Source organism: Sphingobacterium sp. LRF_L2 (genome assembly GCF_965644235.1).
In the GTDB taxonomy this organism is placed as follows: domain Bacteria; phylum Bacteroidota; class Bacteroidia; order Sphingobacteriales; family Sphingobacteriaceae; genus Sphingobacterium.
On the sequence record NZ_CBFFRI010000007.1, the window covers coordinates 289984 to 314363 of the forward strand.

At 41.6% G+C, this 24380-nt stretch carries 12 protein-coding genes; all 12 read right to left on the bottom strand.

What is annotated here, in order from left to right:
- Window positions 1-21: 21 nt before the first annotated feature.
- Window positions 22-1731 (bottom strand): RagB/SusD family nutrient uptake outer membrane protein, encoded by a 1710-nt coding sequence (locus ACSZOX_RS15880; RefSeq protein ID WP_437921054.1) that lies wholly within the window; start codon window positions 1729-1731, stop codon window positions 22-24.
- An 8-nt stretch (window positions 1732-1739) separates the two neighbouring features.
- A complete protein-coding gene (locus tag ACSZOX_RS15885; protein ID WP_437921055.1) occupies window positions 1740-4751 on the bottom strand; it encodes a SusC/RagA family TonB-linked outer membrane protein in 3012 nt (1003 codons plus the stop codon).
- 671 nt (window positions 4752-5422) lie between these two features.
- Window positions 5423-6571 (bottom strand): glycoside hydrolase family 88/105 protein, encoded by a 1149-nt coding sequence (locus ACSZOX_RS15890; protein ID WP_437921056.1) that lies wholly within the window; start codon window positions 6569-6571, stop codon window positions 5423-5425.
- Between the two features lie 58 nt (window positions 6572-6629).
- Window positions 6630-8150, bottom strand: coding sequence for a sialate O-acetylesterase (locus tag ACSZOX_RS15895; RefSeq protein WP_437921057.1), 1521 nt, complete (start codon window positions 8148-8150; stop codon window positions 6630-6632).
- Window positions 8151-8399: 249 nt separating this feature from the next.
- Window positions 8400-10031, bottom strand: coding sequence for a RagB/SusD family nutrient uptake outer membrane protein (locus tag ACSZOX_RS15900; RefSeq protein ID WP_437921058.1), 1632 nt, complete (start codon window positions 10029-10031; stop codon window positions 8400-8402).
- A gap of 10 nt (window positions 10032-10041) precedes the next feature.
- A complete protein-coding gene (locus tag ACSZOX_RS15905) occupies window positions 10042-13134 on the bottom strand; it encodes a SusC/RagA family TonB-linked outer membrane protein (RefSeq protein WP_437921059.1) in 3093 nt (1030 codons plus the stop codon).
- A 23-nt stretch (window positions 13135-13157) separates the two neighbouring features.
- Window positions 13158-14726, bottom strand: coding sequence for a fasciclin domain-containing protein (locus ACSZOX_RS15910; protein ID WP_437921060.1), 1569 nt, complete (start codon window positions 14724-14726; stop codon window positions 13158-13160).
- 19 nt (window positions 14727-14745) lie between these two features.
- A complete protein-coding gene (locus tag ACSZOX_RS15915; RefSeq protein WP_437921061.1) occupies window positions 14746-16362 on the bottom strand; it encodes a fasciclin domain-containing protein in 1617 nt (538 codons plus the stop codon).
- Window positions 16363-16369: 7 nt separating this feature from the next.
- The gene (locus tag ACSZOX_RS15920; protein ID WP_437921062.1) at window positions 16370-17836 is read right to left on the bottom strand and encodes a RagB/SusD family nutrient uptake outer membrane protein; all 1467 of its coding nucleotides are present in this window, start codon (window positions 17834-17836) and stop codon (window positions 16370-16372) included.
- 10 nt (window positions 17837-17846) lie between these two features.
- Complete coding sequence (locus ACSZOX_RS15925) at window positions 17847-21095, bottom strand: SusC/RagA family TonB-linked outer membrane protein (protein ID WP_437921063.1); 3249 nt, start codon at window positions 21093-21095, stop codon at window positions 17847-17849.
- Window positions 21096-21142: 47 nt separating this feature from the next.
- Window positions 21143-23341 (bottom strand): fasciclin domain-containing protein, encoded by a 2199-nt coding sequence (locus ACSZOX_RS15930; protein WP_437921064.1) that lies wholly within the window; start codon window positions 23339-23341, stop codon window positions 21143-21145.
- A gap of 134 nt (window positions 23342-23475) precedes the next feature.
- Window positions 23476-24339 (bottom strand): PorP/SprF family type IX secretion system membrane protein, encoded by an 864-nt coding sequence (locus ACSZOX_RS15935; protein ID WP_437921065.1) that lies wholly within the window; start codon window positions 24337-24339, stop codon window positions 23476-23478.
- Window positions 24340-24380 lie beyond the last annotated feature (41 nt).

Consider the following 24380-nt stretch of genomic DNA (forward strand, 5'->3'; position numbering starts at 1 on the left):
TAGGCTTTTGTAAAAAAGGGGCTACTTCGAATAACCTGGATTTTGCTCAAGGCCATCCCCCACTTTATTATTTAGCTGAATTTCACTCAGCGGAATAGGTAACAAGGCATTATAGTCCTGAAAACCAGTTGTTACTTTATTCGACGGAGAAGCATCACCATTTAATGCAATCCGTTCTTTTAGGGTTCCTGTACGCACAAGCGTCATTCTTCTATTTTCCTCCGCAATCAACTCTCTTGCTCGTTCGTCGAGAATGAAATCGATTGTGATATCTGAAGCAGATACTGTTCCTAGATCCGCATCTCCATTGGTTGTTCTTGCGGTCTTAAAAGCCCTATCGCGTAAAACATTGATATCCTGAGCTGCTCCCGATGTATTTCCCTGGCGAAATCTAGCCTCAGCTCTTAGCAGATACGTTTCGCCAAGACGCATTACCGGCCAATCCTTTACAAGCGCATAACCAAAATCATCTAAAGGATCGTATCCTCCCCACTTGGTCGGATAAGGATACCAAACCTCCAAACTATCTGTTACGTAAGGAATAATTTTATCACCTGTTTTTATCGTTACGTTACGTACCCCAGCATCTTTTGCTACACGGTAACCGTTCGCATCAACCCCGATCTCCGCGCTAAAATTAGTCCGATTATAGTTGGTTGTTCGACGAATATTGTAATTGCTATTTCTGATATCACCTGCTAAATCTTTCCAAACCGTATATTTCATGAAATTACTTAGGCGAAGGCGACCATTTCCTCTTCCACCTAACGAATCCGCATTGACCATCCCATCATACTTATGATACGCGGGTTGCCATACACGTCGATGTTGAGGGTTATCGATTGTACCACCGGTCACTTCGCGGCTATATTCTACTTCAAAGGTCCAGATCGCTTCTGTGTTTCCTTCCGAGCGACGCATATTACCTTGCCTAAACATATCCCGGTAATAATCTCCTCCCTCCGTCAAATACTCACCATAGCGCGTATCAATCAACTTATACTCTCCTCCATCAATGATTTCACTCGCCACAACCTCTGCTTTCGCATAATACGATTGATCGCGCATTCCTATTCTCAAATAAGCTTCCGCAGCAAGCTGTCGAGCCATATCTTTATTAATACGGCTTTCTGCAGCAGCGGCATCAACAGCTGGCAAATTTGCTATAGCATAAGTCAAATCCTCGTCGATAACTGCATCAATAGCTGTCACGGCCGTTCTTTTATAATTGAACGTCGGTGTTGTCACCGGTTCAGTCAATAACGGAACGTCTCCCCACAGAGTAACCAAGGTATTATAGGCGTAAGCCCGAAAGAAGCGTGCTTCTGCTGCTGCAGCAGGGTTTGTTTCCCCGACAGCTTCTATGATACTGTTTGCATTGTTGATAAATTCATAGGCTTTTGTCCACAAATGGCTTACGCCCGCATTTTCTGAATTTAAGTCTGCATATTGGTAAAAGGGGTTTTCCACACCTTGCGTAGAACCTGCACTTGTAATGTCCATACCAATCTGCCAACAGGAAAGAAAACCTTGTTGACTGCTCATACCCCACAAAGTCGCATAGATATAATGCAGACCGATGAGTCTATTCTCTATTGTAGAAGCATCAGCGCTTCCTGACTCGTAACTGGAATAAGGATTCTCTTCTAAAAAATCTTTACTACAAGAGGTCATCCCTACCGAAAGACCTGATAGGATGAGTGCATAACGGATAAATTTATTCTTTTTCATCGCTTAAGTTAAAATGTAAGGTTAACACCAACAACATAGGTACGGGTCATTGGATAATTGAGTTCATCGTTATCCGATCCTCTGCTCGCATCACGAGCTTCGGGGTCCCACCCAAACCAGTTCGTCCAGGTGTATAAATTCCGACCACTTGCATAGACTGTCAGTCCGCCTATCCCTACTTTGCTAGCAAATGTTTTGGGAAGATTGTAACTCAGTGTCACATCTTTTAGCCGCGTATAGCTGGAATTCATCGGAAATCCGTACCCGTGACTATTGGAATGATTGCCGAGTGAACGCCATTCATTACTTTTGTTTTCCGGCGTCCAATAACCAAGCGCAGCTGGTGTACTTCTACGCCCCATTTCATCAGACGCTCCTCCAATCTGCACATTGTTTCGCAATGCTCCTTGGACGGTATTGATGAAGATATTAAGAGAGAAATCTTTATAGGTAAAGGTATTGGTAAGACCACCTGTCCACTTTGGAGCAGTTTGCCCTAAAATCGAACGGTCATCGTCATCTATTTTGCCATCCCCACTTAAATCGGCCAATTTCAAATCTCCCGCAAGAGCAGCATCGTCCCAACCAATATTTGCGCCAGAAGCAATCTCGTCTTCCTGCCAAATACCGACTTTCGTATAATCGTAGATAACACCAATAGGCTGTCCAAGAAACCAGCGGTTGCCCAGATCTTCCAGTCCATCACCATACACCTCTACGAACTTATTTTTGTTGCGCGAGAAAACAAGGGTTGTAGACCATGAAAAATCATTTTTAACAATATTCTTTGTATTCAATGTCACTTCAAAACCTGTGTTCGACACCTTCCCTAAATTCGTATACACTTGGTCATAGCCTGTCAAAGTCGGTAAGTTCTGTAACATTAACATGCCTGAGGTATTGGATTTATAAAATTCCACTGTACCGTTTACCCGATTGTTCCACAAACCAAAGTCGACCCCTGTATTAAATCCTCTCGTTTTTTCCCATTCCAAATCACTATTTCCTAATAATTTTTTGATGGTTAAAGCCGTATTTGAGGCTCCTTCCATAGTTAAACTGTTGGAATTCATTAGCGACAGGGTTTGGTAAATGCCTATGGCCTCGTTACCAGACACCCCATAAGACAAACGCCATTTCAAATTACTGATGATATGCTTGGTTTGCTCCATAAAAGATTCGTTATGGATATTCCAGGCTATTGCTGCAGAAGGAAAGGTTCCATATTTATTGTTCGCACCAAATACTGAAGCCCCATCTCTTCGCACCGTAACAGTTGCCATATAACGACTATCATAACCGTAATTCAACCTCCCCATCTGCGAAATGGAACGGTAAAGATCTGCTTCAGAGCTGACTTTCTGCGTTGTTGCAGACTCTAAATTACCCCATGTCAACTCATCGTTTGGAAAGATCTCTCCTGTAGCAATCGCTTGTTGCCAGTATTTACTTTTTGAAGCGTATAAACCGGTAAAATCAATATGATGTTTTCCAAAGTTCTTTGTATAAGTCAGGATATTCTCTAAGGTATAGGACTGCGATTCTTCGTTCGTTATCCTGCCTAAGCCTGAAAAATTATAAACAGACTCGCCTTCGTATTCATTCATACGCTTTGGCACATACGAAAAACCGCCGTTAAACTTATACTTTAATCCGGACAGTCCACTCCATATATTTCCGAAATCCACCTCAGCATAGCCGTTTAACGACATATTAAACTGTCTTCGCTCAGGGTTGGTTGTTGTCGCCAATAAAGGATTCGCCCAAAGCTGCTCCGAGTACATTGGATACTGTGTCAGCGAACCATCCTCATTGTACATTCTTGCATAGGGGCTCATTGCAGTGGCTTGCATGAAATTTGCTCTTCCACCATCTCTGTTATGCGCTACGATAAAAGCCGAAGTTCCTACAGAAAGGTACTTGGTCGCCTTAAAATCAGTATTTGTACGAAATGAATAGCGTTTATAATTGTAGCCGAGCACAATTCCCTTCTGATCAAGATAATCGCCGGAAACGAAATACCGGGCATTTTCACTTCCGCCAGAAATGCTAACGTTATGGTTTTGGATAGTCCCGGTTTGCATCACCGCATCCAACCAATCGGTCGTTACGCCATTCACATAGTTATCATATTCATATTCATTGCGTACAGGTCCGCCATTGTATAAGCTCGTGTTCGTAATCCGTGAGTATTCCGCATATCGATTCAGCAATTCCTCACCCGATACAGGGTCTAACATATGCGCTGCACCTTCCACTCCTCCATAACCACTATAGCGAATGGTTGGTGTACCCGATGTACCGCGTTTCGTTGTAATCAAAATAACACCGTTAGAGCCGTTCACTCCATAAATCGCTACCGCAGAAGGATCTTTCAAAATCTCTACCGATTCGATATCATTCGGGTTAATGTCATTGATAGAACCATCCGTTTTCGAAAGCGGAATACCGTCAACCACGACATAAGGCTCAGACGACGCATTTGGAGAATTTTGTCCGCGAACCAAGGAAGACGGTGAATCTCCAGGAATAGAAGAAGATTGAGTAATGTTGACGTTAGCCACGGCACCCTGAATTGCTTGCATCACGTTATTCACAGGCAACTTCGACAAACGGTCTTTCGGCACCGATGCCACCGATCCTGTAATATCGGAGCGTTTTTGCGATCCATATCCGACAACAACAAGCTCTTCTAAAAGATTATCCGCTGGATCCAAAGAAACACTCACTGTTGCGCCTGTTCCCACAACGACCTCTTTCTCGGCAAAGCCTATATAAGTAAAAACAAGCGTAGCTCCTTGTGTCGCTTTAATCGTAAAGGAGCCATCCGCAGCCGTCTGCGTCCTAACGGACGTTCCTTTCACGGATACAGAAACTCCACCGAGTGCCGTTTTCGTAGAAGCATCCTCCACTTGGCCTCGACGTTCTAGTTCTTGTGCCATACCATATCCCGTGTATAGTAGAGCAAATAAAAGCATAGCAATAGCTTTTAAATAAGGTTTAGTAATTTGTATTAACATCGTATTGTTGGTTTTTGTTGTTTGGTTAACATTTTACGCTTTTCACAATAATTGCTTATGCAATTTTGCTTTTAAAGCCATCATTCTTTAGCTTGTTAGGTTCTTATCATAATCGTACTTTATTTTTGTTTACAAATCGTCAACGCCGACCAATAGCCGTAATCAACCTGTTATCACTTAGCGATGGTAAATTCACACCAAGGCTTTTTTTACTGTTTGTATTGTATTGGGTTTATATCAAGTTCTTTCATGTGTATCGCTAGGCGACACATGTTAGCTGCACAAATATAGGCTTAGGCACCCCAACAGCATGTTGAATTTTGATTCAAAAACGTCTAAAATCGCTTCAAAAACCGCTTTAAAAGCAGTTTCTTAGTTTTTAAAGAAAAAATAGATGAAAATAGGTGAGGTTAAATATCTGCAGTTGCAACAGTAGAAAACAAAAATTCACGGGACTGCTCTAAATCATTTGAAGATCTAGCAATCGACTTAAATACACCTCGACCTCAAGCAGCGAGACATGAAAAATTCTTTCCATTTCGACGAACGTACAACAAAAAGTGCTGGGAGTTACCCCAGCACTTTATGAATGCCTAACTAAATCGTCAGTAGTCTAGCCCGACGTCGCTGTTCAATCAGTTTATTCTCCTGATATTAGCTCTGGTTCCCCATCACCGGTCTAGCTCTAAAAGTCCTAAAATAAAGGGACCAGTGGCCTTGCTGTCGTTCTCGCGGATGCGTTCGTTCACATAGTAATCAAAGCTCCCGTCCCGGTAGGGTTCACCGCCCAACCCTGCTACCGCATTGCATTGCATCAATGTTAAAGTTCCATCCGGTTCCTGCTTCAGCAGCTTATTTTCTATACCTTCCAATGTTTTTTCGGCAATGGAACGATAACTTTTCTTTATATAGCCTTTATTAGCAGCCTTAGCGTAAGCATACATAAACATGGCATTTACAGACGCTTCTTGATAATTCTTTCCAACCCTCGCTTTGTCAACAACCTGCCACCATAAACCATCTTCATCCTGATACTTCGGAAGACTATCTGCCAAACCTGCGATCAAGTGAACAATCTTATCCCTATTGGGATACTTTTCAGGAATATAGTCCAACACGTCAACAAGTGCCATGAACCACCAACCGATACTCCTGCCCCAAAAATTAGGCGATTGTCCAGTCACCTTATTCGCCCATTGCTGTTTTTTACTTTCATCCCATGCATGAAAATATAAACCTGTTTTAGCATCATAGGTATGTTTCGCTGCCACCAAAATCTGCTGGATCACGTCGTCAAAATAAGTCGTATCACCGACAAACTGCCCATAAGCAGCCACAAAAGGATCTGCCATGTAGATTCCATCCAACCATATTTGATGCGGATAAATCAATTTATGCCAGTAGACACCCTCCAACGTTCGCGGATGGTGTTTCAGTTGTGCCATCAAACGCTCTATGGCCAACTTATACTTTTCCTTTCCTGTTACGTTGAATAACGTAAAAAGAATCTTCCCCGGATTGATGTAATCGATGTTATAGGTCTCCATTTTATACAAATGAATTTCACCTTCATCATTGATAATAGTATCTGCCCAAGCCTCTACATAATCAAAGTATTGCTGATCACCTGTCTTCTCCCATATCTTCAACATGGCCAAACATCCCAAGCCCTGGGCATAGCCAAAATACAATCTTTTCCCATGATCAAGTTGCCAAGCTTCGGGAAAACGTTTTATTTCAGATTGAGCAAACTGCTTGTAGCGTTTATCCTGCTGTGCCCACACAGTACCTATGAAAGTCAACAGCAAGACGATTGCCATATTTATTTTAAGGGTTGTCTCCGTCCTTTTAAAGATCATCTTTTATTTTTTTGTTCGCTTATTGTTGATCGGTCCGAAAAGGACTCGCTGGTAAACCTGCACTATTGGCTAAATTCGCCCGAAAGAATTTCCCCCAACCATACCGAATATATACTGGATTTTGCACCTTATCGGTATGCAACATGACCAATTTTCGATCAATACTTGCCTTTGCAGGAAAAAAAACGCCATCTTTTCCGGCCAACTCAAATCCCACTAATGCTCCACCTTCAGCAGCCTGCAAACCATCCGCAACCTGGTCGAAATATAATGTTGCGTCCCCCTTGCCGAAAGTCGCTTTTTGAAAAACAGGTCCCGAGTACAGCACCTTCTTTCCATAAGATTTACCCAGAGCAAGATCGGCGAGCCTTTCACCGGGAACTTTTTTATTTCGCGGATGAATATCCGTTGAATCTCCCACATCTGTAATAACTACCATGCCTGTATGTTGAATCGTTTGGCTGGCTTTCAACTGCGCCTCTCTAATTTCTGGAGGTTGCTTATAATGTGGGGCTATCTGCACGAAATAGAAGGGAAAATCGCCTTGCTTCCATTCGTTTCTCCAACTTTTGATCATATTTTCAAAAACTTGTCGGTAGTCACCTGCCCGTACAGCATTTGACTCCCCTTGATACCATAGTACCCCTTTTATCGTGTAAGGAACCAACGGGTAAATCATACCATTCCATAGGGTTGACAATGTCTTGTTATTATTAGGATCCTGCGGTTTACTGGGCGCTTTCAACGTCGGATCTTTTAATTTCGCTTGTTCAAATTTTACCAGTTGCTGTTCGTAAGCCAACAAAGCAGTTGGGTATTCTTCTTTCGCTTGCTGCTGCGCTTGAAGTAGATCTTTATACAATGGATTTTCTTGCATCACCGCCATCTTTGTCCAAGATTCGGCATGCGTGCCTCCCCAAGTCGATTGGATAAGCCCTACAGGAAGACGCAAATTTTGATACAGTTTTCGTCCATAAAAAAAAGCGATAGCGGAAAAATCTGTTAGATTCGTCGGAGAGACAATCTTCCATTCCCCGCTACAATCCTCCAATTCCTTGTCAGCAGACAGACGTTGCGCCACATGAAAAAAACGAATTTCAGGATAGTTAGCATCTTTCATTTCCGATTCTTCATCCAAAATACCCGTTCGCCATCCTGTGGACTTCGCTACTGGAAAATCCATATTCGACTGTCCTGAACATAACCACACTTCACCTACCAATACATGCGCTACTGTTTTTGATTCCGCCGCTGTAGCAAATAAAATCTCCATTTCTGTACCGCTACCCTTCGGCGTACGGATCTGCACCATCCATCGCCCATCCTTATTCGTACGAGTGGCATAAGCCTTTTTACTCCAAGAAGGAGTCACTTCAATTTGTTCGTTGGGTAATGCCCATCCCCATAAAGTAATCTTCGCATCCGATTGTATAACCATATTATCAGAGATAATAGCAGGCAGACGTAGCGTAGCTTGAACCTCCATACCGAACAAGGTATGGAGTATACAAGCCAGAACACACAAAAACAATTTTTTCATAGACTTTATATCGAGGCTTCTTTGCCTTTTTGGCACAAGTTCTTTCGAACAAACACCTTTTTTTACTTTATAGTAACTTGAACATATCCAATACGACACGTATCTTCCAAAGACAGTTTATTATGACGAGAACGTTAGCAGGCTCTAATTTAGAAATTATAGGTAACCTAATCATCCTGCACTATACTGCCTCTAAAAATAAAAAGGTACGAAGGGATGTTCGTACCTTTTTGTTAGAAGACTTGCCTCTTATTGCAAATTATATTTTACATACCAATTGGCGCCTGTCATTAAGTATTGTTGCATTTGCGACCGTTGTCCTTCGGGATACTTCGCTGCTACAATATCCGCGAGGATAGCGGGATCATTCCATCGCTTGGCGATACGCATCATCGCAAAGTACGCTTTGGCCTCTCCGGCACTTTCCATAAGCGTCTCTTGAACAACCAGTTCATCCAAAGCTTTCATGTAAGCCCTCTTTTTATCTTCATCGGTTTTAGCCTCCTCCTTGGTTACACCTGATGGATAGACCGGATATAAATTAACCCGACGACGCACACCCCAGTTTCTAGAAAGGCTAGTATTCATTACCTGGTCATTGAATGGATATTGCAAATTGCCCGCATTTCTCGATAAATAAAGCTCTATACCGTCATTCAATAAGGCTTCCGCCTCGTTAAAACTTCCCAGGTTATTCAGCGCTTCAATCATAAAGAAATGTACGTCAGCATCCCGATAGATAACGATATGCACATTATTTTTATAGATTTCCGATGCACTCTCTCTATCTCTAGAAAATTTGCGGATTACCCAATCTCCATTTTGGTAGTAGTACGTATAGTTTTCTCCACGGTACAAATCACCAAGCGTATGCCCATCGTAGCGAAGCTGTCGTTGATAGCGCTCCATGGCTACAGTGGTTGGTTTCAAATAATAAACCGAAGGCGCTGTATTCGAAAAGTACTTGATTAAGCGATTGGTCTGATTGCGTTCAAAATCGTAAGGAACGATATTAATCAGTCCTCTTGTTTTTGTAACAGGGTCTCGAGTGAAAAACTGTATCCATTCTGCATTATAATCGTCGTTACCAATTTTATACCGACCACTAGCGGCATCATAAATAAATTGGATACCAACAGATACCACTTTCGCATATTCCTTATTCCAGAGGTACAGCTCCATTAACAAGGGTTCGGGCGAAGGACAGATCATATTCCACACCAAATCTTGTGCGCTTGTATTTACGCCTGGGAACAAAATGTTTCCCCAATTGGTTACGTAGCGACCATTTACACCATCCACTCCACTTTCCATCAACACAATCAATTTAGGGAGCAGTTCGTCAAAGGAAATCACGGGAATTTCCCCCAGTTTCTCCAACGTGATTTTTGCATCATCAAAATAGGCAACTTCACCGTATAATTTCCCTAGGGTAAAATAAGTCCATACCTTAAATCGGATCACCCCCGAAATGAGGGCTTGATAATGTGAGTCTTCAATCGCAGTAGGATACTTCTTTCTGTAGCTAACGACTTTATCTAAATAGACATTAGCGTTGACAATTAAATCGTAATACGCTCTGGGATTAGCAAAACTATTCCCTGTCTTCTCTTTGTAATTGTATAAATCCCACAAATCTTGAGGTGCGTTCACCGTAGGCTCCAAGAGGTCCGTACGCAAATCGCTAAGAAACACGGTCTGATCCGCCAGCGCTTGCATCTTCGCAGCAACCCCCATATACCCCGAATACAGCTCGTTCGACTCACTGACATAGTCTTCCTCCAACAACGTGTCGTTTGTATCCACCTCAAAATAGCTTGAACAACCGGCCGCAACAAAACAAGAAAGAACCAAACTATATATTAAATATTTCTTTTTCATTACCAATTTCTTAGAGTTTAATGTTGACACCTAATTTGAACGTACGTGGCAGCGGAATCTTTCCATAATCTGCTCCCATATAGGTTATTGAATTACTATAAGACGTTACAGGATCTAACCCGAGATAGTCAGACCAAGTAAAAAGATTCTCGCCTGCAACATACCATTCGGAATTAGCCAAGACCTTAAGTCGGTGTCCCCCAAACTTGTACGACAAGGTGACGCTCTCCAGACGAAGGAAAGAAGCATCTTCCATCCAACGGCTTGAAAAACGCGCATTTTCCATAGGGTCGCCGTATGCTGCCTGTGGGATATCAGTCACCTGTCCATCCGCCTGCCACCTACGTAAGGCTGCTTCGGATTGATTCGCGTAACCATCCAAACTTTCCAGACTACGTCTTACGCCATTGTACATCTGACTACCTTTACTAAAACTGAGCAAGCCCTGTAAATGAAGATTCTTATAACGTACACTTAAGGAGGTTCCTCCGAAGAGATTAGGCAGGCTAGTTCCCAACAATGTTTGATCCGCATTATCAATAATTCCGTCTCCATTGACATCTTGAAAATGAGCATCACCTGCAGCAAAACTTCTGTTTTTGTAATCCTGCAGTCCTAAAGAATTGGCTTGCTCTTCGCTAGATATAACGCCCAAATAACGGTAGCCATAGAACGAATTTGGAGCCTCTCCAACCCTGTTCAGTCGGGTTACGCCATCTTCCTGTGCAATCAGCATGTCTGTATTTCCCACCAGTTTCTTCACTTTACTATCTAGCGTCGATAAGTTTCCACCTAAGGTAAGAGACCAGTCTTTCGTATATAAAACGGTGAAATTAACATCCAATTCAAGTCCCTGATTGTTAATCTGTCCGCCATTCACAAACACTTTATCAATACCCGCAATCGGCGATACGGCAAAGGCATTCAGCAAATTGCTTGCTTGGTTAAAATAATAACCCACATTTACATTCAAGCGCTGGTCGATAGCAGAAAATATCAAATTCGCCTGCCAATTTTGATTGTCTTCCCAACGTATGCCCTCATTCGGTATATTGCCCAACACAATACCTGCTAATTGTCGATACAACTGACTACTGTAATACGATTTACCGATTTTAGACGAAAAGCGACTATTTCCAGTCTTCGCATAACCAAGTTTCAATACCAGATTGTTTACCGAATTAACCTCTTTTAAGAACGACATATTAGACAACAGAAAAGATAAATCGGCTGCCGGAAAGAAACCAAATCTATTGGCTTTTGCGCCTGATACCGAAGTTCCATCCAGACTTAAACTAACATCTAACTTTGCCAAACTACGCCAATTGTATTCCGTATAACCATAGATATTCATCCAGTTCCATTTTTCATTATATCCCCAAAACTGACGTCCGTCATTGCTCACGTAGTCCAATGTTCTATAGAAATCCGAACTTGTATTGCGCCCCGCACCTGCATCGTGTTCCTGGGAGTTTAACAAACCCTGTACACCTCCACGTACAAGCGCCTCATCCCGTTCCCAGGTTTTTTGGTAGGTTCCGTAGACGTTCCAAGAAATGTTAGCGGTTTTACCTTCTCCAGTCCGTGCCGTATTCAGCGCAATCCCATCGTTTAAAGGAACGATGGATTTACTTGGAATATAGGTAGTTTGTCTGTTATAGTTGCTAAAGAGGCCTAATTGTCCGTTAAAACTAAGATTTTGGGATGCTTTAAAGCCTAGATTTGCCTGTACAAATACATCATAGATATCCGATGTAAAATCCGCTGTCTGTAAGAGCGCAACAGGATTCGAAATACCAAATTGACGCACACCATCCAAATCGGGCAGCAGGTTGTTATTGACATCTTTAAGGTGCGTGCTCAAAATTGGAGCTCGATATAAGGCTGCTAACAGCGGATTCGTCCCCTTCAACATTCCTTGTTCCTGCAACTTGCTTGTATTATAGGTTACGCCCATAATCGCCTTTAAATCGAATTTTTGCCCCAAGGCAATAGTGGAGTTCAGGCGCGTACTGTATCTTGTGTTACTGGTTTGATCCAAAGCGCCCTGTTGGTTCAACACCCCCAGCGACAAATCATACTTAGCGATCGCATCTCCCCCTTTAATACGTAAATGATTGTCGGTGACAAACGCATTTCTATAGATAACATCCTGCCAATCCGTTTCATTGTTGTACAGGTAATTGTAGTAGTAATCCGGGTCTTCCCGAAGAAAGGGAAATTTCGTCAGTAACTCGCCCATATCTTCATATTGTGTCATTCCTACAGAACCCAACAAACTTTTATAGCCGCTGCCATTAAGCACTGGAATAGTTTGGTAATTGTGGGCAATACCATAATTCCCTCGAAACTCAATGACAGTCTCCATATCATCCGAAGAAGAGGTCTCCAACCAGAGCACCCCATTAGAGCCCAAGGAGCCAAAACGTGCCGTTTCCGCCCCCTTAAGCAAACGAATACTGCGTATATCCTTCAAATTAAACGGAGCAAACAAGCTTCTTGAATAACCTCCAATAATTGGAGAGTTCTCGTCATCTGGTAAATAAGGAATTCCATCCACAACAATTAACGGAGTATTAACACCTTCAAACGATCGCATACCGCGAAAATTAAGCAAACTTCCTTCGGTAACCATGCCGCTCTTATTCAGCACCTGTAGACCAACCATCTCGCCTGTCATCACTTCTTCAACCGAAAATGCGCCCTGTCTAAAATCATCCGAGGTCAATAAACTTGCATTTTTATTCGAGAATGCACCTTGCAATATATTTTGGTAATTATCCCGACCTTCACCGATCAGGATGATTTCAAACTCTGTTCTTCCCAATATATCGATCTTCGACTCATAATATCCCGGACTCCATACCCGGATGATATTTGCTCCATCCTCTACATCGTCAAGCACAAAAGAGCCATCCTTTTTCGTCTTTACATTGTTTGTTGTATTCAATACGGTTACCACGGCATCCGCGACAGGTTTCTTATCATACGCACTCAGAACCTTTCCCTTAATGGTTGTTTGCGCCATGCCGGGAAGCGTGACAAAAGCAAAAGAAGCCAGCAACAACGCCTTCCACCTATCCCTCTTCGTTATATTTATCATATAATTCCTAAAAATTCGGTTAGTTAATAATTATTTGCAGTCGGTATCAATGCCCAGTGATAAAGCTCTAAAGTTTCTACGGTCCCTTTTCCAAGACCTGCATATTCAACTTTGATCTTAAATGGCCTTACCGATGTCCCTGTAATCGTTACAGGCCCCACTAAGCCTCCCCAGCCGTTATACTTTGTTCCCGAAACAGTATTGGTACTACGGTCGTAATTCCAGGGAGTTGATGGCTCAACGTTTAATGTTTTGGCCACCACTTGATCATCAACATAAACATTGATAAATGGATGTGTTGTAGACCGGAAACCCATATATAAATTATATTCACCTGGAGGTACTTCAACAACCTTGTACCCTGTAGATCCATCCTGTTTTCGTTCCAGCATAATAGGCGTACATTCCATTGTTGCCGGTAGGTTATCGGCTAAATTACCTTGGATCAATAAGGTGCGATAAGTCAATTCAACACCTATCGTCGGAAAAGTCACTTTATCTTGATCCTTCGGTTGAACGTTAGTCACGTTCGTAAACTTAAACAATGCATCACGCTCGGATTCAGGAATATACTCCCAATAGTGAAACAATTGCTTGATCATTGAAATATGCACGTTATTCGGAATCTTCAGTTTTGTTATTTCATAAATACGGCCATTACTCATTCGTTTATAGTCCAAATTAACAAGCTGAACATTCGTTTTCCAAAGCTTACCAAATGCCGATGTTAGGTCTGTGGAACCATAATCTTCAATTAATGTATTGTAAAAAATAGCCTCTTTGATCCATTTATACGCAATCAGGGAATCCTCTCTCAGAAAAGATTTTCCAAATTGACTGTAAAGCTCCGCCAAATCATCGAAACAACCTTTAATAACCTGGTTACTTGGAAGAAACATCGTCACGTTCGAAAACTCCGAACGAATATTTGCTTTTTCAAAAATTGGATTGCTAATAACGTAAACCGAATCATATACCGTGTTTCCGGTAGCATCTACGCCTATCGGAATACTACTTTCTTTATCGAACAGGGTATCGTTCATCGCCAATACAGAATCCCGAATGATCGAGTAGTCAGCGTCCAACCCTTTAAGATAGTCGTAAATACTAACATCAGGCTTCAACAACTGGCTGATTTCATGGACGACGCCATTTTTACACAGCTGATTACCTTTCACAATGGATGCATCTCCAACCTGAACAACACTGCCTTCTTTTCGCACGGTCAGATATTTCCCATTAAAGGTCATCAACCGAAGTCCATCTTTCAACTTCGTGTTATCGTACACCAAACTATTGATATGATAACTTAAAATAAATTTCAAATCATCACCCAAGCTGCTTAAAGCAGCCATTTTATCGTTAGAAACAGCCCAAATCGTCAAATTTTGATCCCGTTGCAATTCCTCAGCGAGTCCATATTCTTCCAACTTCGCCACGAATTCCGAATACTCGGGTTGCGTCTTCAGATAAGACAAGAGATCCAAGTTAGATACTGTACCTTCATCGCCGTAGTGAGCGTCCCAGTTCTTTTTGCAACCTGTAAACAATACCGCTGTAAACAAGATTGCTAGGCAAAAAATATTTTTCATAATTTTCGATTTTATTGAATCATTCTACTGGATCAAATTGTATGTAATCAAGCGTCAGCAACTTCCCATCCAAGGAAAGGATACGTAACGTGTGGTCAGTCGTTTCAGGAAACTCAATGGTGCCAAACTCTTGCGTCATTACTTTATCGGCACTTGTATTTGACATAATCAGGCGCGGATAGATCATCACATTATCTAATACAAATGCACAAATTCCTGTACTTGATGTGTACTTTGTACTCGGCCAAACGAGCTTCACTTTATACTTTCCACGTACAATCGTCGGACTTTTCATTTGTATCCAACCCGATTCACCCAATTCCACGCGTAGGTGATCATAGTTTAATGTTCCTGTATAAAAAATCCCATCAGCGCTCCTGTTATTCCTATAAATCAACACATTAGACTTAGATTCAGGTTGCGACAACCAAGTTATACTGGTCAAATCGGTCGCTAGGAAAGTTTTATTATACTGACTTCCCAAGGACTTGTTGCGATATTGTGTGACATTCGCCGCTATATCGGGGTAATCTGTAAATTCCCAAACCACAGAAACCTGTTCCGGTAGAAACAACGGCATCCAGTTATCAACTTCATGTACAACACCGTTTTTACAGGCAATATTGGTTTCCAAAAAGCCAATTGCCGCATTCGTCTTTACATCTTCGTTGATGATTAAACCTGTACCATCTTCAGAAATTTTAACGAGCTCATTTTGGGCCATAGTTGCTAGATTCATTTTCTTGGTACCGGTGGGGAATTGTCCCAAATCCGCAAAAGAGCGCTGTTGATCCATCAGGTGATAAGCGACATACTTATTCAGTCCGTTGTTCACATTGGTGTAATCGCTGCCTGAAGAGACATTCAATTTGACCAATAGGTCATTTAATGAATTTATTCCTTCCGACGCGTATACATCATCGCTCACCACAAATGCCGTATATTTAAACCGTTGTTGTATTGGATTTCCCAATGCATCAGTACCTTCTGTATAAACTGTGGCTAAACGTTGTTCGTATCCTGTTAGCGACACAATCTCTTTAAACAAGCTATATTTCTGTACAGCGATACGATCGGCTACAGTAGCCGTCAATGGCGTCAAGACATCGTCAATTCCGTGAATGATTCCATTCGTTGCTTTGATATCAAACGCATTAAAACGAGATTCACCATTTAGGTAGATCGATTCCAGCCCTCCTTCACGAAATTCGACAAATAAGTTATCGTCGGTTGCTGTCAGGTCATTGATAGAACCCGCCTGAAATTGACCAAGATCTATTGCATAGGCTGGAATCAAGTGGTAGCGAACCAAATAGTTTGCATCCTCCTTACTCAATTCCGCCACTGAGCTCAAATTCATCTTTTTTAAATAGCGCTCTACACCTTCGTTACTTGGCACAAAATGCGTGTAGACTGTACTTAGATTTAACGTGTTAAACAAATCAGCCTTTTCGAGAATTTCAACCCATAAGGCATACTTTTCAGGATTGCTTTTCAAGTAGGTTGCTATGGGAGTCTCCTCATAGGCCGTAAATGTCTCTCCTTCGAAATCGTCTCTACAAGCCGAGATCAAAGAGACTAGAAGACTTAGAAAAAACAAGAAGAACCTATTGCATGCAGTTTTTTTCGTTTTCATATTTCTACTAATTTAAATTTTCATAATAAGGGTTCTGTACCAGCAATTTGTTATACCGGAGTTCGTCTGAATGGATAGGTAGATAATGCGAGTTGACATTCATCAACTGCGACCGTATCACCGGTGTAGATGCTCCCGCTACGCCCAACAATATTTGCTCGATAAAATAATCCTTGTATTTATAATCGTTGCGTTTTGCTATCCGAAGAAGGTCAAACCAACATTTGCCCTCCCCCAACAATTCTCTTGACCGTTCTTTTAGCAATGCATCAAGCATTTCCAATTCGGTTGTTCCAGCATCCAATGGTCGGGATATTCCTGCGCGGATCCGAATAGTAGAGATCAACTCAAGTGCAGAAGAGTAAAAAGATTCTCCTTTCATAATCAACGCTTCAGCCTTCATCAAATACACGTCCGCCAATCGGTAAACAATCCAATTTTGGTCACTATAGCTTCGTGCGATGGTCGTATTTGCTTCGGCACCCAAATATTTCCATAATTTCAGATCAGAAGCTTGATACGTTGCTCCAGCAGCACGGATATCTTCTGTATTTTCTTGGAAAAGCGAAATAGCATAAGGTGATATGATCCAATTATATTCGCTACCAAATATGGCTGTGAGCTTATTCGTTTGTGCTTTCGTATTATCGAATTGAACTTCGAAAATACTCTCATTGCTATTGCCCAAACTAAATATGTTAAACCAATTATTTTTGTTGTTTACAACGCCTTGTAGCAGGCCAAATTTTCCCGATTCTAGAATAGCATTGCAAGACACAATCGCATTATCATAATCCTCGATCCAGAGATACACATCCGCAAGAAGTGCATGGATAGACCATTTGGTCGATCGACCTTTACTTTCCCATACCGTAGGCCACACTTCTTTACCGCTCTCCAAAGCTGTTGTCAAATCGAAAACGATTTGTTCGAAGATCTTTTCTTTAGGCGATTTTGCCAGTTCGTAGGCCTGTTCATCGTTCATATAGGGCTCCAAAATAAGCGGAGCCTCGCCGAAAGTGCGTACGACATAGAAATAGCTCAAAGCACGTAAATAATACGCTTCCGAAAGAAAAGACTGCATCATCGCTTGATTAAAGGAAGGATCTTTATCCATAACCGCCGGTGCATATTTGATCACCATATTGGCGTAATTGATAATCTGGTAAAAGCTACTCCACTTCACGTACTCATTGCTCGGAAGTACCGAGAAGTTCTTAATTCGCGTCAGATCAGCTTTTAAGTAACCACCTAGACTCAGCGTATTTCCGCGTGCCTCTCCCCAGATCAACATCGTTTCCAAGGTTCCTTGTAACTTAACATATGCGGCACCAAGGACTGCTTCAACTTCTTCTTTGTTCGACCAGTACAGATCACTTACTTGCTCATTCTGCGGTTTCACATCGAGCCATTTTTGACAAGACGATGCTGTTAAAAGAAAAACGAACGCTATTATTTTACAGAAAACTCTCATAACTAAACAATTAAAAATTAACGTTTACACCCAATGCAAACCGACGCGGTCTAGGCGTATTGGCATTATCTACACTGAGCATGTAAATGTTACTGCTCAAGTTCACCTCAGGATCTTGTCCCGAATAGTTGGTCCAAGTGAACACGTCTTGGATGGTCGTAAAAACATCGAAGCGATTGATGCCAAAGCGTTCAATAAAAGATTTAGGGAGCGAATACTTCAAAGAAATCATTTTTAGACGAACAAAAGAAGCATCTTCCACAAAGCGATCGGACCCCAAATAGTTGAACCCTTCACCATACAATGCACGTGGAATATCTGTATCATCGCCTTCGTTTCGCCATCGGCCCAAGACTGCCGTACTCTGGTTGGAAGTGCCAAACATATTTTCGGTATTAATACGGACATTATTAACCACCTTTTGACCAAAACGTCCGTGTAAAAAGGTGCTTAAAGTAAAGGCCTTGTAGCGCACATTAAAACCTCCCCCCGAAGTAAATAGCGGCATTGCATTTCCCAAGTACACGATATCGTATTGATTAATAACCCCATTTCCATCGATATCTTGGTATTTCGCATCCCCGGCGAAAACTTTGCGATTACCATTGCTCATGACAATAGGTTCTCCTTCCAGGTTATAAATCAAATTTCCGTTCAGATCTTTGGCATAGGTCTCCTGTTCATTCTGGTAGACGCCTAAATAACGGTAACCATAGAAAGAACCCAAAGGATTACCTTCTACTATTTTATGTGCATATGATCCATTCTTGAATGTATAATTCTCAAATTGCAAATTGTCAGGTAACTCCAACACCTCATTTCTGTTTTTCGAGAAATTTAAATTAAAAGAAAGGTTAAAATCCTTTTGTCTTACAGCTTCCACATTAAGAATCAATTCCCAGCCCTTGTTTTCCATCTTTCCAGAATTGTAATACTTCATCTTCGCAAAACCCGTAGAAGCAGGGAGTTCTATATCTTTTTGCAGTAAATCCGTTGTAACACGTTTGTACAGCTCTCCGGTAATTGTCAAACGATTTTTGAAAAAGGCCAAGTCAATACCATAATCCGTTTGGGTAACAGTTTCCCATTTCAAATTATCCAATTGAATAGATGCCGGTCCTATCGCCGTCATATCGATATAGCCCGGTGTTATTGGCTGAAATACACCTAGGTATGTAAAGGCTCCTGAGGGAGCATTACCCGTACGTCCCCAACTCGCACGCAACTTTCCTATATCCAGAAAACCAAGTTCTTTGATAAATTTCTCATCACCAAAATGCCAGGCGGCTCCCAATGAAGGAAATCCTTTCCAACGATGTTCAGCAGATAAACTTGTATTGGCTTCCCAACGATAAGTTCCACTTAGAATATATTTATCTCTAAATGCATAATGCAAACTCGATATTGCGCCGATGCTTCTAACCAATGAATTACCCGATCCCATAGACACTACCGCTGCCCCCGAAGTAGGGTCACTTAAGGACGATGAGGCATTTCCTGAAGTCTCACTCGCATAACTAAATTTACGTGATTCATTCGTCTGCAATAAAGCTGTGGCAATGATATTATGATGTGTAGCAAATCTCTTATTGAATATGAATTTATTCTCCGTATTCAAATGCAGTTCGTCCGACAACATATCGGAGCCTCTATTGAAGTAAGGATCGGTCCAAATAACGCCAGTAACGGATTGAGGCAAATATTTTCTATTTTTTGTCGATCGGGTATCAAAACCAACTGTACCGGTGTACTGCAAAGACGGAAGTACCTGATAAACGGCTCTGAAAATAACCCGAGCCTGCTCCCCCAACGTTTTATTGATGGACTCATTAACCATAGCCACCGGATTATACATACTGCCTTTATCATCGCCTAAAAAGGATCCTTGAAAATTAAGTCTTGGTGTAAAATATTCATCCGTATAGTATCCATAGTCATCGATCACATAAGGGCTCATGTTGGGCATCTTATTCATCGCCATCTCCCGAGGAGTAGCTACCTTTCCTGTCCAATAGTTATTTCTGTTACTCACCGAATAGGACATATCCGCGTTGATATTGAATTTATTGGAGAATTTATAATTCACACTGATCAACGAATTATAGCGGTTTAATTTAGTGCCTTTAGTCGTTCCGATATCGTTCAGAAAGCCGAGAGAAACCCGATATGTTGCCTTATCACCACCACCACTTATGGACAGTGAATTATCCTCGAAATGGCCAATCTGCGTTACCTCATCCAACCAGTTAGTATTACGGTTGTATTCATCAAAATAAACCCAGGACGGATCATAGTTTATCTCCTTCGTATTGTATAAAAGACTCAAATAAGGTAGTGCCGTTTCGTATCCCAGATCATTTACGGAGTTCCAAACCGCATCTTGAACCATTGCCACATATTGTCCGCCATTCAACATCGGAATTGTTTCCGCTTCCTTCTTCACATCAATTTTACTGGAAAAAGCAAATTGTGTTTTACCCTTACGTCCTTTCTTCGTTGTAAACAACAAGACACCGTTTGCTCCTTTAGACCCCCAGATTGCCGTAGCTGCAGCATCTTTTAATACCTCTATGGATTCGATATCATTTGGAGAAATATTTACAAGTGCTCCGAAATCCTCATCATTGGCCGTTGAAAAATTGAAGTCGTCGCCAATAGACGTTGGGTAAGGCACACCATCCACCACAATAAGCGGTTCGGAATTTCCATTCAACGAAGATGTACCACGGATCCGGATAGAGCTCCGTGCACCGGGATCTGCACTCGATATGATATCCACATTCGCGAGACGTCCTTGAAGACCACTTTCGATAGAAGCAAATGGCATTGTTTCCAACTCTTTCATTTCAAACTTCTCGGTGGCGGAGACCTGATTCCGGTAGGATATCCCCATACTATTTTTCGTGTTTGCGCCTTCACGTGTGATGACAACTTCTTCAATAGATTTGTCGTCACGGACTAACACTACATTCACACTCGGCTGTCCCGTATAACTAATACGTGTTGACTTATAGCCTATACAAGCAATAACAATAGTCAGATCTTTCTCTGCAGGAACTTCCACGCTATATTGCCCAACGTTATCCGTTGATGCTCCTTTTAAGTTTCTATTGTCTTTGTTTTCCACAAACACAGAGGCTCCGTGCAGTGGTTGATTGTTCTCCCCCTTAACCAAGCCTATCAATACCTTCGATTGTTGACCAAAGGCAGAGAAAAAGACTCCAAAACAGGCAATTAGGGTTAATAGATGTCGCCTCATTTACTCTTCTTTTTAAATGATATTTCTAATAATTTAGTTCTAATGGTTTACTTTTTCAGCAACGTACTAATCTGATAAACAGCCCCATCAGCAAACACCTGAGGCAATACGCTTTGCACTGGAATAACGGTATCATCCTTGTCTTTTATCGTTAGATTGGTACCATTATCCGTCAAGGTAAGCTGTCGATATTCATTGTAACCGGTTCGTAGTGCGGTATTCCACGTCCCCTGCACGCCAAATCCAGGAAATGGGTAATCGCCTAAGGAGTTATCAGGTACAGATACAAAATAGGACTTTAGATACTCGGCCAGTGCCGCATTATCTGTAGGAATACTGCCGTTGGACAGACCATCCAACACTGTTTGATTATCCGGCGCAAACAAAAGAAAACGGTTACCAAATAAGAACGATAGCGAGTTGCCGGTTACCATCAATCCCGCCTTTGCCAACAGTTTCGAAAACTCGGCATATTTATTCAACGGATTACTCGCTGTCTCTGCACCGAGAAGAGTAAACTTAATTGTTCCTGTCTCTCCTATCAAACTAACTGCAGTTTCATAACTGCTACCATTGTACCAGTTGCCACTGATGTTAGTCACATTCACTCCTTCACCTGTATTAAATGCGGCTGTTGAATAAACTTTTCCATTGCGGACGTAGAGATATGAATAATTATTCCGCGTACGGTATACGTCGGTTCCCTGCAATGATGTTATTTTGCCGTAAGCAATATGATCGGATACAAATAGTTCTTGCTGTCTTTGCGATAGTTCGACATAAACCCCATCTGTATTTAGGATAAGAACAGATTCATCCCCAAAAATCAGTGGGTTACCTTCTGTCCAAAACATGTAGCTATCAGCATACAAGGTATTTAAAATCACCTCGTCGGAGGGTATAAACAAAGTAAAGTCAATATTCTCACTGGCTAACGTTTGATACAATCCAGATTTATACAACATATACATAAACATCTTGTATTTTGGATTGCGAAATGCAGGTCCGGTGACACTGTTAAACATCTGTGGTACCAATACCCTATCCAATCCATAAAAGGCACCATTAGAGGCTAAGGCTTTACTTTTGACATCTGCTTGTGGGTCAAATACGATCGGTGAACCAAACGACGTTTTAATATCTGGATTCTTTCCTATTTCCGATGGAAAAACAACACTACCGGTATACACGTGATTATACATCAACATGGCCAAGGGCAGCAGATCGACATCGTGCAACGATTTGTAATAGGGCGAAAAATATGTATTAAAGAATGCCTGCAAGGCCTGATTGCTTGGTGCAAAGACATTAAATGCACGATAAGTTAATCCTGCAAGATCAAAATAATCATAGGACCCTGTAAATCCAAATGTTGTCCATTCGGAAGCAATACTTGGCAAAATGCCGTGACTCACGTTAAATAAAGAGTCGCCCACTGCCGCATAGTTCGCACTGGTCTGTTCATCGTAGGTAAACGTGCGATAACGATCATAAACACCTAGAAAGTCCCGGTATTCCGCATTTGCATTAAGCGTTTCATAAACTGTCTGCAAAGGTTGTAACACCTGATCTATAACATAGACATAGCCATTATCTGCAGGAATAGCATATTCCGAAACAGCAGCATTTGCCACATTAAACCCACCACTTCCCTTCCAACTGCCTGCTCCAAAGAAATATTCATAGTTCGATGTAGCGTCAATGCCTTTGGTCTGAAAATGTATATTCGACAATACAGGAACAAATCGATCTTTATGATAGACTTTTTTGGTTTTTCCATCCGATTTATCTAATTCCAACGAAATACTATCTTGACTTCTTGAGCGGTGCTTGTAATAAAGTCCCGCTAAATTAGGTTCTACATTATCGCTTCCTTTTGGCTGATAATCTTGTAGCTTTAGCTTGTCATAAGAGTAATAGATCAAATGATAACCTATTAATTTCTTGAGCTGTCTTAGGGGTAGTTGGTCGATATCGGTAGCGCTATTTTTGGAAAGATACTGTAAAAAAGCATCATCAGTAGGGGCAAAAATCGTGGTGATTGTTTTTCCATCCAATACTTCTCTAAAACCGGCGCGCTCCACCCCCTTCAAAAACTGCGTAAAATTCCCCCGGCCTTCCAGCACTTCCCAGGCATTACCTTTGAGCCAATCGGGACGTTCGTAATGGGAAACCAGCTCTTTTTTAGAACACGATACGAAACCGGCCAAAAATACACCGATAATGTATATAAAGAGTCTTTTCATACAATTGATTAGTTTATCTAACTTGGTTAGCTATTTATTTTAATTTCTTTAGATTTCTCTATGGTTATGACAATAATACGAAACGCAACCGGTTTCATTATCCTGTACTATCCTGCTTTTACTGTTAGGTTTATTTACTTCCAACTGTAGCGAAGTCCCACATCTATACCTTGGCTACCTATGCGGCTGACGCGCGATGTAGGTGTCATATAGCCTACCTGGAGCTGGAAGCGGTGAACACGGGTTGACAAACCTAGACTTAGCATATTTTCCGTATTATATACAGCATATAAAGCGAATAAGTCATTCCAAGAAACAGAGGTTCCAAAGTCGTATACATCGCCGGTCCCTTTCATCCGCCGGTACGCAGCCATCGGTGTTATTGCAAGATCCTGAACAGGGATTACATATTTCATATTCGCATACCAGGAAGGCGTAAGTTGCAATAGGTAGTCATCCTTCGCGGTAAATAAGTTATTTGCAGCGACATTCACAGCAAACCTTTCGGAGGTATAAGCCAATCCCAAGTTTAGATCAAAACGATCTCCTTTACTATTGTAATAGGCAATCATTGGGTCGTTTACATCACCAACGATTTTGTTCATATCAATTTGATCCTTTTCATATTGTGCAGCAGTACCAAAGCTCAACAGTTTCTTTTCACCATCTAAAGGTAAATGTAATGCATAGGCCATGCCTACCTCTGTGTGTTTGAACGCACCGTTTGCATTTGTATTGAAGCCCAATCCTACACCATGTCGGTTAAATCCATACATACCATATATGTAGTTCTCCCGCATAATATCTTTATTCTGTCCGATAGGCCTCCGTAATGAAGCATCCACCGCTTTCAATTGCCGATTACCAACCAACGCCGGATTAAAAAGGTATTCTTGTTGAAAGAAGCGTGATACGATAGGTGCGTGTTGACCATAGCTCTTTAGCAGTAAACAGCAGAAAACAAACACACAAACAACCCTAAGTTTAACGATTTTCATAATTTTTTTAGATTTAATCTATCCAATGGTGTATACACGAG

What these genes read in the sequence shown, in the direction of transcription:
- ACSZOX_RS15890 (WP_437921056.1), bottom strand. Translation starts at nt 6,571, where the DNA reads ATGGCAATCGTCTTGCTGTTGACTTTCATAGGTACTGTGTGGGCACAG.
- ACSZOX_RS15880 (WP_437921054.1), bottom strand. Translation starts at nt 1,731, where the DNA reads ATGAAAAAGAATAAATTTATCCGTTATGCACTCATCCTATCAGGTCTT.
- ACSZOX_RS15925 (WP_437921063.1), bottom strand. Translation starts at nt 21,095, where the DNA reads ATGAGGCGACATCTATTAACCCTAATTGCCTGTTTTGGAGTCTTTTTC.
- ACSZOX_RS15915 (WP_437921061.1), bottom strand. Translation starts at nt 16,362, where the DNA reads ATGAAAACGAAAAAAACTGCATGCAATAGGTTCTTCTTGTTTTTTCTA.
- ACSZOX_RS15885 (WP_437921055.1), bottom strand. Translation starts at nt 4,751, where the DNA reads ATGTTAATACAAATTACTAAACCTTATTTAAAAGCTATTGCTATGCTT.
- ACSZOX_RS15900 (WP_437921058.1), bottom strand. Translation starts at nt 10,031, where the DNA reads ATGAAAAAGAAATATTTAATATATAGTTTGGTTCTTTCTTGTTTTGTT.
- ACSZOX_RS15905 (WP_437921059.1), bottom strand. Translation starts at nt 13,134, where the DNA reads ATGATAAATATAACGAAGAGGGATAGGTGGAAGGCGTTGTTGCTGGCT.
- ACSZOX_RS15935 (WP_437921065.1), bottom strand. Translation starts at nt 24,339, where the DNA reads ATGAAAATCGTTAAACTTAGGGTTGTTTGTGTGTTTGTTTTCTGCTGT.
- ACSZOX_RS15920 (WP_437921062.1), bottom strand. Translation starts at nt 17,836, where the DNA reads ATGAGAGTTTTCTGTAAAATAATAGCGTTCGTTTTTCTTTTAACAGCA.
- ACSZOX_RS15895 (WP_437921057.1), bottom strand. Translation starts at nt 8,150, where the DNA reads ATGAAAAAATTGTTTTTGTGTGTTCTGGCTTGTATACTCCATACCTTG.
- ACSZOX_RS15910 (WP_437921060.1), bottom strand. Translation starts at nt 14,726, where the DNA reads ATGAAAAATATTTTTTGCCTAGCAATCTTGTTTACAGCGGTATTGTTT.
- ACSZOX_RS15930 (WP_437921064.1), bottom strand. Translation starts at nt 23,341, where the DNA reads ATGAAAAGACTCTTTATATACATTATCGGTGTATTTTTGGCCGGTTTC.